Below are 14935 nucleotides of genomic sequence, written 5' to 3' on the forward strand. Positions count from 1 at the left end.
TTCTTGTTTTATTATTTCTGTGACCAATTTATAACTATAATCTGCTGTTCGTACGTTTTGATCTTTATACAGATTTTTAACAGCTGATATATTTTCTTTCGTTCCAGATACCATGATACCGTTTACTGGTTGTGAGGGACCATTTATATACCGATTTACAGCAAACCCTATACCTATAAAAATTGCTGTTACTACTAGAAATCCTATTATCTTTTTCATTTTCTTCCTCCTCATATACTATGTTTAATCTGGGATTAGAACAGTAGGTTTTTTCTTTATATAAACAGTGGCTAAAATGCTACAAGTCTTAATAAAGAATGATTACCTTCAGTATAGACGTCTTTAATTGTTAATTGAATAACTCTTGTCTTACTATATATACTTTAATCTTACAGTTTAGTAAGATTACTAAATCTAACTTTTTATATACTCGTAACTCTGATCAAGATATACTTTAAAATTAAACGGTTTTTATACACTTATTTAAGTACACACATACTTTTCAAATTCTCAAAAATCCGCTCCCATTCGGCTCTTATTCTCAATGATCTGTTTTTAAAAATTCATTTACATAATTAATGCGAATTCAAATTTCATTTAACATTTTTGTATAAGATAACTTAAACAAAACATTACTGATTGTATAAAAACGTACAAATTCAACAAGACACTATTACAAGGTTTTTCAAAATATAAGCAAGTACATGTATGAATTACGTAAACATTCTGCTTTAAGTAATTGTTGTATCTCATTATGTACTGAAAAGCTTTAAGCCGATTTGGGTATTATGCTTATACTCAGAAAAGCCTCTAAAAGTCCATTTCCATACTAAACTATTTTAAATTAGCCAATCAACGTGTAAAATAACTGTCATAATCTAAAATACTGCCATAATCAAAGACAAATGAGGAGAGATACTGTGGATAAAGTATTATTCGTTGAAGACGATAACGATCTAGGAATGGCTATTGAGTTTACTCTAAAAGGAGAAGGACTTGAGGTTATAAGAGTTTCTACTGTACAAGATGCAAAAGACCAATACGAAAATAATAAATTTGACTTAGCTATATTGGATGTTGGACTCCCAGATGGAAATGGGTATGATTTATGTACCTATCTTAAAAGCAAAGGTGATATACCTATTATTTTTCTCACAGCACTGGATGAGGAGGCAAATGTAGTAATGGGCCTTGATATTGGTGGAGATGATTATATAACAAAACCCTTCAGGGTAAAAGAGCTATTATCTAGAGTAAAAGTACAATTAAGAAAAAAAATTAAAACAGCTTCTAATACTATATTGAGGTCTGAAAATATACAGCTTGAAGTTGAAGCGGCCAGAGCCTTTAAGCATGAGAAAAGTATAAATTTAACACATTTAGAATACAAACTCTTATTAACGTTAATGCTAAATCCTCATAAAGTGTTACAAAGAAATGAGATATTGAAAAAAATAGCAGATGAAGGTGAAGTGTTTTTCGATGAAAATACTCTTTCTGTTTATGTAAAAAGATTGAGAAGTAAAATTGAGGATAATCCACAAAATCCTGACTGTATAATCACACAAAGAGGTGTCGGATATTTCTGGAATAAAGACGTCAGTAAGGAGTAATTTAATGATAAATAGAGAAATAAAAATTAATATACTTACATTAGCATTAATCTCTTTTTTATTTATTATATATCAAGTTATCACAGTTCATATTCTATATGACCATTTAAAAAATGATTATATTACTATTTGGAGTGAAATTACTGGAAAACTAATTGAACAAAACCCAGAAAATGAATACGAAATAATACAAGCACTTACAAATGATACAGCCAATAAAAAAGATTATTCCAGTGATGGAGAAATGCTATTAAAACAATATGGTCTATCTGCTGAATTAGATTCAAGACTTTTTCCTTATTTAAATAAACATATATCCCAAAACAATATATACATGTTCCTTGGAGCAATAGGGTTCAGCTTAATCCTAATTTTTCTAAATTACTTACAATATAAGTCTTTTTTCTTAAAAATTAGAAATGTAACAGCTGCAGCGAATAAAATTATTGAAGGTGATTACACCATTGATATCAAGGAAAATAGAGAAGGTGATCTAGCTAAACTTGCAAATTCTTTTCATAAACTGAAAAATGTTATTAGAAAAAGTATGCATAATTTAATGGAAGAAAAACAATTTTTAATTCAAACTTTACAAGATATTTCTCATCAACTAAAAACACCACTCTCAACACTTACAGTGAACAATGATATCTTATTACAAGGTAAATTAAATGAACAACAATATCATTTTTTACACAATAATGATGTTCAAATTTCAAGAATCAACTTTTTAATACATAATTTATTAAAAGTTTCAAAAATAGATGCTAGAGCAATACTATTTGAAAAAGAAAACTCTGATATTATTGATACAATTTATGAGGTCATTGCTAGTTTGAACAGTAAATTAAATAAAAAAAATATGAACATACATTTAAAAACCAATGAAAAAATATCACTTTTCCATGACAGTATTTGGATGCAAGAAGCTTTATTAAATATTTTAAAGAATTCCATTGAACATTCAAATGATAATAGTTCTATTTATATTGAAGTCACAAACTCTCCTATTCATACTGAAATAATAATTCAAGATTTTGGTGAAGGTATTGCATCAGAAGATTTGCCATATATATTCGATAGATTTTACAAAACAAAAAATTCTAATAAAGAAGGCTCCATTGGAATTGGCTTAGCACTAGCGAAATCAATTATCGAAGCTCACCATGGATTTATTAAAGTAGAAAGTCAAAAACACTCATTCACAAAATTCACAATAACTTTTATGAAGTATTAATAGTTCATAAAAGTTATTGTAAAACCCTAACCCTTGAGTATAATTTTTAAAAATTAATCATCTGTAAAAAAAGAAATTCGATTAATTTTTCATAAATGACTGTAGAGAAATAACTTTTCCGCTTTAGAGGTAATTAAAAATCTTAGCTTGATGGGCATAGAGTCACAATATCAAAAAAGAAAACTGTGCGTTTGAACAGAATTTAGACACAAAATATCCGATTCCTTTTACGCTAAGGGATCGGATATTTATTTTACTGTTTTATATAGTGTACAATTTCTCGCTTGCGAGGTCTGTATAGCAACCAAACCAAATCTTACGTTAAGTATTAGTGGGCATCAAAAATAGTAATGACTAATCCAGATTAACATTGATCTGATTCACAATTAAATATACCCATATGTTAAATGACTAAATAATACAAACGGTATGAAGAGAATTTCTAGTCTTTTCATACCGTTTTACGTTTGTTCTTAAGTTTCATACGAAATTCGTGGAAAGATAGCAGCATCTATTTTATAAATAAGGTTCAAAAGTTACCATACCTGACAACGGAAATATTAATGTAACCTTAGTTCCCTTATTAACTTCAGAATCAATGGTAATTTTCATACCTAATTTTGAGCACAGTTTTTCGCATAGATACAAGCCCATTCCTGTACTTTTACTAAATCTTCTTCCATTCTCTCCAGTAAATCCTTTCTCAAAAACTCTATTTATATCTTTAGTTACTATCCCTACGCCATTATCCTCTATAGTTAGTATTACTGAGTTAGTTTTCTTAATTGAGCATATACGTATCATTTGTTCTTTGTTATTTGAGTACTTTATAGAATTTCCTATTATTTGATTAATAATAAATTCAACCCATTTTCCATCACTATATACAATCTCATCAATATCCTGTATATCTAATTTTATTCTCTTATGAATAAAATCCCTATAGTTTCTTTTAATTACATTCCTTACTACATTATCAAGATTGATTGGCTTTATCATATAGTCTTTATTCACGTTAGAGCTTCGAGAATAATACAGAACCTGTTCAACAAACCCCTCAATCCGATCCATTTGAGAGTCAATTTTATTCGTTACTTCATTTTGATTATTTTCAATAATAAGCTTTGTAGAAGCTATTGGTGTCTTAATTTCATGCACCCATGTCTCTATATATTCTCTGTAATCCAATTGCATATCTCTATAATAATTTACATTTTCATGCATATCTCTACTTACTTCTTTCAGTATAGCGTTAAGCTTTTTTCCATGTATAAAGTTTGCTTCCTTTACTACCTCTGGAAGTAAGTATTTTTTCTCCAAGTTTTCTAATATACCGTTAATCTCATTATAATAAATTTTACATCTTATAAATTCTATAGCCATATATGAAATCAATGGAAAAAACCAAATACAAAAGACAAAGAATATGATAATGAACGGAACATGCGCAGTCAGCAATATACCTGCTAGTATGATATATACCAGTACATTAGACAGTATTACTACTATTTTATCTTTAATAAATTCACCTATATTCATGGCATTATATACCCTAAGCTTCTTCTTGTTGCAATTGGATTTTCTATACCTATCTCTTCAAGCTTTTTTCTTAATCTATTTATATTAACAGTTAAGGTGCTATCATCCACAAAATAATCAGATTTCCATAAAGTTTCTATAAGTGAATCTCTTTTTACAATATTTCCGCGATTATTTATTAAGCATGAGAGTATTTTAACTTCATTTTTAGTTAATTCTACAGACTTGTCTTGATAAGTAACTGTTGCATTTGAAAGATTTAAATTAAAATCCCTATACATTAAGATATGATTCATCTTGAAATCTCCAGATGTTCTTCTTAAAATGTTTGTTACTCTTGCTAATAGTATTTCTGTATTATAAGGCTTTGTTATAAAATCATCTGCTCCTAAATTCATACTTATCAGTTCATCTACATCACTATCTCTACTTGTAACCATAAAGATTGGAACATCTGAAGTTTTACGTATTTCTCTGCATATATAATAGCCATCGAACACAGGAAGATTTATGTCTAGTAATATAAGGTCTGCATTCTCACTTTCTATATATTTGATAATATGATTAAAATCTGTGGGAGCCTTTACTTCATATCCATACTTTATAAAAAAATGTTGTAATTCTTCTCTGATGATTTCGTCATCTTCAATCAGAATGATTTTTTTCATGACTTTTCCCTCCCTATACAGAATATAAGGCTATTACATCTTGAGAAACAAGGTGTAATAGCCTTAATAAGCATTATAAAATCAAGTATTACTTTTTACAATATTTTTATACCCGACATATGTCGTGTAGAAATATACTACATAAACTACAAGAAATACTAAGCCCGTCATCAATGCTGGTAAAATAATGTCTGTTTGTTGAAATGTGTTAATATAATAATTGACTAGATAAATTCCAACTATAGAATGAATTATGGCAAGAAAAACCGGAAGACTAAAGTATACGAAAGTTTGAATGAAAATCGTTTTATCGATCATTGTTCCGTTTGAGCCAATTCTCTTCAAAGATTTATATCGATCTATGCTATCACTGGCTTCTGATAATTGTTGAAGAGCTAATACAGCCATACTCGTTATTAAAAATACAATACCTATATATATCCCAATAAACAGTACGATAGTTTTTAATCCCTTACTTCCTGCATAAACTTCATCCTTTGATTTGCCTGCTATACGATTAATATTTAATTTCGGGCCGTTTTCGTCATAAAAGCCCCGTGCAACGTTATCATATTTTTTATTATATGCTTCTCTATTTCCATCTAAATAATTTACATTAAGTACGGAATCACTAATTTTGTAGCCTGATAAAAACTCATCATTTATAACGATTGTGAAGTAATTAGTTCGCACATCATAAGTGTAAAGATTCTCTTGTATAACTTTAGCGTTTTTTACCGAATATTCTTTTTCTTTAACATTCATCTTATCGCTATTTTTTAATCTTTCATTTATCGAATTAATCAACCGGCTTTCATTTGATAAAAGTAAGATTTCATTGTTATTTAAAGTGATTTCCTTTTCACCTTTAAGATTTAAAATTTTATTATAATCAGATACTTTAATGAAATCTATACTGTTATTATAATCTTTAAGTTCTGGTACAAAGTCCACCACTTCCATCCCTGTTCGATATACATTATAAGATACATATTTTTCGTTATTACTTATTTTAAAATTAGCTTTATTTAATACTTCTTCTATAGTGTAACTTTCATCCTTATTCTCCAATGTAATACTGGCATCAAATGGTGTTATTTCTTTCGTTGTTACGTCCATCATTCTGTTAAAGCTGATTCCTGTAGATAAAGCCACCATTGTAAGGAATAACATTAAACAGATTACAGACATGGATATAAAATTTGTATTAACCTTACTATTTATTTGTTTGATGATAAATATATTTAAACCTTTAAAATAGACTTTTTTATTCTTCTTTACAACATATAATATAAATCCAGATAAACTAAAGAAAAACAGCAATGTACCTAATATGCCAAGAATGATTGATACCACGAGCATAGGATTAGTAAAATTCAATCCGATTTTTAGTACAGTCACATATGCATATCCAAGTGATGCTACACACATAATAAATGTGATTACATAGATAAGAGGATTTCTAAATTTTACATCTTCGTTTTTTCTACCTGCTGTTAACAAATCAATTATTTTGTATTTAGAAACAACATATACATTAAATAACATAACAAGTAAAAACATGATTCCAAAGTATAATACGCTTTTACCTATAGCACCTGTTGAAATTGCAAATTTATATTTATTGATGGGTAAGTCAAATAGCTTTAATGCAAATGTAGATAACCCCTGCGATACTCCAATACCTATTATAAGTCCACTCACTAAAGATATAACGCCAACTAGAAATGTCTCTGTTACTAATATTCTGGATATGTTTCTTCTTCCCATACCTAAAGTCATGTATATTCCTAATTCTTTTTTACGTTTTTTAATTAAGAAATTATTTGCATACAATATTAAACCACCTAATATTACGGATACAAATACTGACACATTTGAGATAGCGTTCATTACTGTAGGCACATACTTTCTATCTGAAGCGCTAATTTCCATAAGTGCCTTTTGTGATTCTATTGAGTTAAAGCTATAAAATATACAAACAGCCAGTGTTAGTGTTAAGAAATATATTGCATAATCTTTAAAACTTTTCTTTACATTCCCAATAGCAATCTTAGAGTACATTATTATCGTCACCTCCAAGAAGGGTTATAACTTCGATAATTTTAGTAAAGAATTCTTTTCTGGAATCATTTCCTCTTACCAACTCGATAAATATTTTACCATCATTAATAAAAAGAATTCTACGAGCATAGCTTGCTGTAAATGCATCATGAGTAACCATAAGAATTGTAGCTTTTAAATCCTTATTAAGACTTTCAAATCTTTCGAGTAATAATCTAGCTGATTTAGAATCTAACGATCCTGTTGGTTCATCTGCAAGTACTAAAGATGGATCTGTTACGATAGCTCTTGCCGAAGCAACCCTTTGTTTTTGTCCGCCTGATATTTGATAAGGGTATTTGCTTAATACTTGTTCAATGCCTAAATATTTTGCAACCGCTTGTATTTTCCCATCAATTTTTGAACTTGCCTCACCTTTTATAGTTAACGCTAGGGCAATATTTTCATAAGCAGTAAGGGTATCTAATAAATTAAAGTCCTGAAATACAAACCCTAATTCATTTTGTCTAAACTTATCTAATGACTTTGATTTTAACCGAGTAATGTCACTATTATTTATCATTATTTTCCCCGTAGTAACATGATCAATCGTTGATATACAGTTAAGTAATGTAGTTTTGCCACTTCCTGAAGGCCCCATTATCCCAACAAATTCTCCCTCATCTACCTTAAAACTAATATTATCTATAGCCTTTGTTACATTATCTTTATTACCATAATATTTTTCAATTTTTTCTACACTTAATATATTTCGCATTAATACTTCTCCTTTTTCATTATAAAAATTCTTTAACTCCCCTTCATTTTATATAATTTCATTAATAGTATCGGTGGAATTACATTTCATTAACATTACATTTTTGTTATATTGAGTGATACCTCTACATGTAAGTTATCAGAAATCGCGATGGTATTAGTAATGATTATTCGATGCCTTACCAAAGAGGCAGAAAAATGTAGGAGTATCAACGATAAGCCTTATGTAATTAGTGGAAATAAACAAACTAGTTACGCCGTAACAACAGCTCAATTTAAAAGATATGGATTCATAGTCATTTCAGAAGAAGATTTTGAAAACAGAAAAGGATTTGACCTTTAAGACCAAACCCTTTTTATTATTTCGCAGCAAGTTATTCTTTCACTTTGCAGGAAGCTCATCCTGGTTCACTTCTTCTTAATTGGATTTATTAGTAATTACGGTACATGAAATTATTAATAATAAAATAATTTTAGTTAAAACGTTTGAATTTTTTCGCATTATTTCTGATGTAAATTCCTGTATTGCATTTATATATATTGCTATACAATTAAAGTGCACTGCTCAACACTTTTCGTTTAAGTTAGTCTATCAATTTCTAACCACCTAATTAACTTAAGTAAAAGTTATTTTAAATTATTTTGGAGGTACAATATACGCCTATTTAGTCGTCTTTTGTATACAATCTAATATCAATTATGTAATTTCCACTCGTACTTCCTGTTCCTGTAATATTTGAACAACTAATTCTAATACAATGCTTTGCATTAACTGGTACACATTCTCACAAAATGTACCTTCCTCTATAATATATTCAATACATTGCAAAATATAGCCTTCTATAAATAAACTCCCGTTTTCAACTATAACTAAATTTTGTCCTGTTTTAATTTTTTGCGGTAATAAGATTTCATTTTTCGTCAAAACAATGTCCTGTGACACTTCTTTAATTCCCATGACTTTTTCTCTAAATACCACATTCTCTCGTATACTAATCTCAGTTTTGTATTTTCCTATTTCTACTGGTAATTTTGCTATTATATAGTTATTTAATTCCACTTTGCTTTTCTTATCTAATTCTACACTGTGAATAGGAACCCACAAAGCTGTCTCTATGCCTTCATCTTCAATAGTGCCCATCGCTTTTTGAGTTGGATATTCTAAAAGCACTCTCTTTTCATGAAGATTTGAAGAAACTAACCTACAATAAATCTCTCCATAATAATTGTATACTGTATTTAGTAATTTAGCTTCCAACTCACGACGACTTTTATTTTCTTCATTACGAAATACAAATTCTTCTTGATTTTTTTCATTTATATTAGGAATTCTCCTAAAATTACATACTTCAGAAATAATGGAAAATGGAGTTTTTACTATCATGGAACGTACTGAACTTCCTATTGCTGATTTAGAAATTAATTTCTCTTCTTTTTTTACCTTTTGGCTTAAATTATCATGAATATTAAGCTCTTTAATTTTATAAATTTTGTGCCCCATTCCCTTACCCCTCCAGGGTTTATTCATCATCATCCGCTCCTTATCCGATGAATTTCATAAGATATGCATATTACTCATGACTATTTTGTTCATTATATATGTTTTAAAATAATAAAAAAGACATTACCTTTGCAACAAAGACAATGTCTTTTTTTATTTTTACGCTTGTACTTGTTGTACCTGTAGTACTTTTAAAGTAAGATCTAGTACAATTTTTTCACGTAATGTGTCAAATGACTCATTTAAAGCTGTAGGACATGGTGAAAAATCTAATTCATAAAAATTAGCACTAATTAATTCACAATATGGTTGCTCATTGTAAAATACTGCATTTTCAAAGAAATACTTGTCCAAACGAGGTAAATCACCATTCTTAGGATTAATAAAATGAGAAGCTGCATCTGAAGAAGCTGCTATTAAAGGTAGTGTTAAAAAGTTACCTTCTGTTAGATCAGCAAATCCAGTAAAATTAACATTAGCAACACGATCATATAAAGTTCCATTACAATCCTCGGATGCATATTCAATATTTTTACGAATATAGCCTTCTACGAATAGTTTCGCTCTTGTAACTCGACGATAATTCGTACCTGGTACTGGTGTAAAAGCTACAGGAACTAACTTACACTGTGTTAAAAATACATTTTTTAATACACGTTTAATTTCCACGGCTGGAGGATCTAAAGGAATATTTGCCTCTACAACAATTTGAACTGTTCTCTCAGCTAAAACAACTGGGACTTTTATTAATGCATTTGGTGTAACGATAGGTGCTGCCGCTTGATCAGCCAGTGGTATTTGAGTTTGTCCTTCAACTGGACATGGTACATTAATCGGACATTGTTCGCTCATATTTTATGCTCCTCTTTTTGTAAGTTTTTAGAGTTCGTGGAATTTTTGAACTCATAATACTTGTATATGTCTTTGTTCTATTGATGTTTGGGTTATTTAGTAGTCTCTTTAATCATTATCGTAAAGTTGATACGATTTACTCATTTATATTGAATATTCTGAAAATATAGGCGTTGATGCTTTATGAAGAGAAATAACATGGTAATAAAGGTTTAAAAAACTTCTAAACTTATAGATTATATTGTTACTCTCTCACTAAGATGGTTAAATATCTTCATTAACAATACCCTTTGTCTACATGTACATTTGTATTTGTTAAAAAAATATAATTCTAGCTCATTAACATTTAATTTTCCTTATACATGCAAACGTATGTTTTTATAGATTTGATACACATTTATATTAAACAAGAATATTTTATTGTATGGTGACTATCTAGTCATACAAATCTAAAGCGTTTATAAGAGCACACTTATATGTGTGCTTTATTTTTTCATGACAATCAGACTTTCAAACTATATCATTCTAAAACAATATGTATAAAATATCTTGTTTCATCTTTCAACATAAAACTGGTTTCAGAGCTCAATTAAATATGTGCTCTTGTAAATTGATAATACAGTTATTTAATTTTGACATATACATATAAGAGCCTTGCTATATTAAATTGTAGTAAGGCTCTTAAAGTTGTTTAATTCTTGTTCGCCTAAAGCACCCAATACATTTTTCAAGTGCATTCATTTATAGCTTCCTGCAATCCCTTGTTCGAAATCAATTCATCTCCACCTACTCACTAGACTTTGGCCATTTATATTCCTTTATATTTATCCTGCGAAATTTTCAAAACATTACATATTCTTGGTGATTTCAATTTAATTATCAATTACTTCTCTTTGTAATTTGTCGGTTACATTGCTAACTATAGTTATATCTTTAAATAAGAAGAGCCATCCAATAGGGATGATCCCTGTCAAGTAGACAGTATTTAAAAAGCGCAACTAAATAACCTGAGTCCATATAAATATAGAACTCAGGTTATTTAATTTCTTTTGAAATCTTTGATGATTATAAAAATATATATTTACGTACGCAAGTGTAACCTCATTCGCTTTACGGAAGGAGGTTACATGAAAACACTCCGCCTTAAAGTGACTGAAGAAGTTTTTCGTGCAAGCATTATCCCAACAGTTACCCCTTCGAGACATACTTACCTTCATCTGATATTTTTTAAATAATTGATTATATTGACGAGATGTGTACTGGTATCCTTGATCACTATGCAAGAGATTACTAGTTAAATTTTATTCTCGTATGGTAATCCAAACCTTTTCCACTCGAGAAATCCCCCTTTTAAATTAACTACTTCCTTTACACCAGCTTTTTGTAAAATGCTAGCTGCTATAGCGGAACGCAACCCAGTTCGACATTGTAAAACAATTGGGCAATCTTTCGGTATAGAATCTATCTTCTCAAATAGATTACCTAACGTAATATGTATTGCATCATGAAGGTGTCCTTCCTCCCACTCTTTTTTACTACGCACATCGATAACCTTAACACTTCTATCTTTTATATGCCGATATAATTCAATTGATGTTTTTTCCTTGTAGCTTTCTAATATATCAAATTTTTTTATTACTTTTAAAGGTGCAAAAGCAACAATATTATCTAGCCCAATAGATTCAAAGTCCCTAATGACTTCCTCCACTGTAACCTTTTCCTCATCTAGAATTATTAAAGTCTCTGTTTTATAATCTAGTAACCATCCACACCAAGTTGTGAGAGAATTGTTATACGGTATGTTAATTGATTTCTCAATGTGACCAGAAGCAAAACTCTCTACATCCCTTATATCAACTATTTGCTGAACACTCCTCATAACTTCTTGTAGTTCTTCTACAGTATTAATAGCAGTAATCTTTCCCTTCTTACGAATTGGAGGACCATACTTATTTAAATTCTTCATTAATGAAAAATACTTTGGAGGCTCTGGCTGTCCCGTCAATAAAGTCGATATAAAATCACTTTCTTCATTACACTGAAATGCCCAATTGAACATCTTTTCATAACCCAATGTAGAAGTTGGAATTGCTCCTAATGCTTTTCCACATGCGCTTCCCGCACCATGCGATGGCCATATTTGCAAATAATCAGGGAGTATTTTTACTTTTTGTATAGAATCAAATAATTGTTTCGCTCCTATTTGTGCAGTATCTTTCATACCAACAGCTGTTTCTAATAAATCAGGTCTACCTATATCTCCTACAAATATAAAGTCACCTGTGAAAATTCCTATCGGTTTATCATTCGTAAAATTATTTTGACTTGTATCAGTTACTAAAAAAGAAATACTTTCAGGCGTATGCCCTGGGGTGTGAATTACATTAAATTTTATATGGCCTACTTTAAACTCTGTGCCTTCATTAACCAATTTGTATCGACCTTCGTTAAGATATTGATATTTCCAATCATAATCTCCTTCATCAGATACATATAAGTTTGCATGAAAAAGAGTAGAAAGTTCTCTAGACCCAGAAAGAAAATCGGCATGAATATGAGTTTCAGCCGCAGCAATTACTTCCATCCCCTCTTTCTTAGCAAACTCTATATATTGTTCTATATAGCGGCCTGGATCAATTACAATTGCTACACCTTCCTTCTGACAACCGACTAAATAGGAAGCATGTGCTAATTTTTCATCATAAAAATATTTTAAAAGCATAGCTATTCCCTCCAAATAGTTATTTCAAATTGCTTTTCAATTTTTATAACCACTTTTTATCTTCTTCTATAGGATCCCTTTCAACATTAAATTCCAATACATATATGGCAACATATATCTTTTAAGTAAAAACATACTATACCGTTCTTTCGCTTGATTAAATGGAAACGTTTCTTGGGGCTCATGTTTATAGTTAAATTCAGCAAGTATAAGACTTTTATACCCTGTAACAATCGGACAAGATGTATATCCATCATATGTAGCCTGTAAATCTCTTCCGTTAAGTACGTCCATAATATTTTGTTTTAAGACAGGTATTTGCTTTCGAATTGCTGCTCCAGTTTTAGAGGTAGGTAAATTGGTACAATCTCCAAGTCCGAAAATATTCTTATACTGTACATGCTGCAAGGTATAAGGACTTATATCTATCCAGCCCTGATGATCACTTATCTCACTTTCTTTGATAAAGTTAGGTGGTCCCATTGGTGGAACAACATGTATCATACTATATGGTACTGTTTCTCTTTTCATTGTTTGCATATCTTCAAAAATTGCTTCTCTTTTTTCAGCGATAATCTCTACTAAGTTTTTATTATAGTTCGTTATAATGTGCTTTCTTTCTAGTACTTGTTCTAAAGTATTTGCATATCGAGGAACCTGAAAGATGTTACTATTTGCAGAATAAAACATTACTTCACTTCTGTTTTTTACACCAATTTTACAAAAATACTCTTCTGCTAAATACATAATTTTTTGTGGAGCGCCACCACATTTAATAGGAGTATTGGGATGCGTGAAAATCGCATTTCCTCCTTTAAATTTTTCGATTTCTCTCCAAGTAGAATCAACATATTTATAAGAATAATTGCTACAAACTCCATTAGTCCCAATAGACTCTTTTAAACCTTTAATACCTTCCCAATTAATTTGTATACCGGCTGCTACAATAAGAATTTCATACTCAAGCAGTAGTCCATCATCTAAAAGTATCTTATTTTCTTCCGGAAATAACTTAACAACACTTTTCGGAATCCACGTTGCGCCTTTAGGAATAAGTGATTCTTGATCACGCACCGTACTTTCCTTTGAAACAATTCCACCGCCCACTAAACTCCATAGTGGTTGAAAGTAATGTTTTTTTGATGGATCAATAATTGCTATACTTTCTTTCAATAGGGATACATTTCGTAATAAATGTGCAGTAGAAGATAGTCCTGCAGTCCCAGCACCAATTACAATAATTTTATAACTATCTCTGGTCTTCATTATCCTCTTCCTATCTAAAATTGATTTTAAATTAACTAATAAGTAGCCGTATTTTCATCGTAGTAACATTATTATAAGTTAAAAACATCATTTTCCATCTTATTTAAATGAAAATTCCGTTAACTTTACCGTCAAAATTTTACTATATGTGCAAATCTCCTATGCATCCTCATTTAATTGGTGTGCTCTTTTTTCCTTCTTATGAACAATTATTTGATTTTTTATTGTAAAGCTTCCATAGCTAAAAACTACAGTAATAATCAACTTCACTTTCACTATTAAACTCCATTTTTGAGGAAGGGTACTTCTATCGGAAAAATAAAAGAATCTTTTATTTTTGCATGAGAACATGTGTATATTGTTTGGATCAGCATATGTATTCAGCTTGCAAATTAGTCCTTTTGAGCTATCACTTTTTTAAAGCGCACATATGTATATGTGTTCATTTATTTAATTTTGTTTACACACTTACGAGAAACAAGCATATGATATTATATACTAATCCAAAAACCATATAATCTACTTTCTAAGAGCACTGATCTGTGTTCTTTTTTTTTGATAACGCTTTTGTTCAATTTGTTGCTTCATTTTTAAAACATTTATTACCCTTAACAAATACTTTTGAAAATTATTACATATAAATTTGATTTTTTAAATTTTCTAGTTGCACGGGATATCCATTAATACTATCGAAAAATTAAGCCTTGTATTTCATCC

The 14935-nt window shown here is 29.7% G+C and carries 11 protein-coding genes and 1 pseudogene; 2 read left to right on the forward strand and 10 right to left on the reverse strand.

The features are described 5' to 3' along the window. Nucleotides 1-219: pseudogene (locus tag MR170_RS27120) on the reverse strand (lipoprotein BA_5634 family protein); the annotation flags it as partial. 701 nt (nt 220-920) lie between these two features. Between MR170_RS27120 and MR170_RS27125 the strand changes: the two are divergent. Both MR170_RS27125 and MR170_RS27130 read left to right on the forward strand, forming a co-directional pair. Beyond that, nucleotides 921-1613 carry a response regulator transcription factor gene (locus tag MR170_RS27125; protein WP_016082907.1) on the forward strand — a complete coding sequence of 231 codons (693 nt, stop codon included), beginning with the start codon at nt 921-923 and terminating at the stop codon, nt 1611-1613. Nucleotides 1614-1617: 4 nt separating this feature from the next. Continuing rightward, on the forward strand, nt 1618-2850 hold the full coding sequence (locus MR170_RS27130) for a sensor histidine kinase (RefSeq protein ID WP_087965824.1): 1233 nt from the start codon (nt 1618-1620) through the stop codon (nt 2848-2850). A 516-nt stretch (nt 2851-3366) separates the two neighbouring features. Here the strand turns inward: MR170_RS27130 and MR170_RS27135 are convergent. The 9 genes from MR170_RS27135 to MR170_RS27170 form a co-directional block, all read right to left on the reverse strand. After that, nucleotides 3367-4389 (reverse strand): sensor histidine kinase, encoded by a 1023-nt coding sequence (locus MR170_RS27135; RefSeq protein WP_242310091.1) that lies wholly within the window; start codon nt 4387-4389, stop codon nt 3367-3369. Next, complete coding sequence (locus MR170_RS27140) at nt 4386-5057, reverse strand: response regulator transcription factor (RefSeq protein ID WP_098640902.1); 672 nt, start codon at nt 5055-5057, stop codon at nt 4386-4388. The genes MR170_RS27135 and MR170_RS27140 overlap by 4 nt, the downstream gene beginning before the upstream one ends. 81 nt (nt 5058-5138) lie before the next feature. Beyond that, a complete protein-coding gene (locus MR170_RS27145; RefSeq protein WP_098451815.1) occupies nt 5139-7121 on the reverse strand; it encodes an FtsX-like permease family protein in 1983 nt (660 codons plus the stop codon). Continuing rightward, nucleotides 7111-7878 (reverse strand): ABC transporter ATP-binding protein, encoded by a 768-nt coding sequence (locus MR170_RS27150; protein WP_098355566.1) that lies wholly within the window; start codon nt 7876-7878, stop codon nt 7111-7113. Before MR170_RS27150 ends, MR170_RS27145 begins: the two co-directional genes overlap by 11 nt. 696 nt (nt 7879-8574) lie before the next feature. After that, a complete protein-coding gene (locus MR170_RS27155; RefSeq protein ID WP_098640901.1) occupies nt 8575-9411 on the reverse strand; it encodes a BC_2427 family protein in 837 nt (278 codons plus the stop codon). A gap of 126 nt (nt 9412-9537) precedes the next feature. Next, nucleotides 9538-10230 (reverse strand): CsxC family protein, encoded by a 693-nt coding sequence (locus MR170_RS27160; protein ID WP_001294976.1) that lies wholly within the window; start codon nt 10228-10230, stop codon nt 9538-9540. 998 nt (nt 10231-11228) lie between these two features. Further along, the gene (locus MR170_RS32810; protein WP_420871663.1) at nt 11229-11447 is read right to left on the reverse strand and encodes an IS3 family transposase; all 219 of its coding nucleotides are present in this window, start codon (nt 11445-11447) and stop codon (nt 11229-11231) included. A gap of 77 nt (nt 11448-11524) precedes the next feature. Then, nucleotides 11525-12952 carry an MBL fold metallo-hydrolase gene (locus MR170_RS27165; RefSeq protein ID WP_098640899.1) on the reverse strand — a complete coding sequence of 476 codons (1428 nt, stop codon included), beginning with the start codon at nt 12950-12952 and terminating at the stop codon, nt 11525-11527. A 66-nt stretch (nt 12953-13018) separates the two neighbouring features. After that, the gene (locus MR170_RS27170; protein WP_242310094.1) at nt 13019-14218 is read right to left on the reverse strand and encodes an FAD/NAD(P)-binding oxidoreductase; all 1200 of its coding nucleotides are present in this window, start codon (nt 14216-14218) and stop codon (nt 13019-13021) included. Nucleotides 14219-14935 lie beyond the last annotated feature (717 nt).

The sequence above is a fragment of the Bacillus cereus group sp. BfR-BA-01524 genome, assembly GCF_022662595.1.
GTDB lineage: Bacteria > Bacillota > Bacilli > Bacillales > Bacillaceae_G > Bacillus_A > Bacillus_A thuringiensis_S.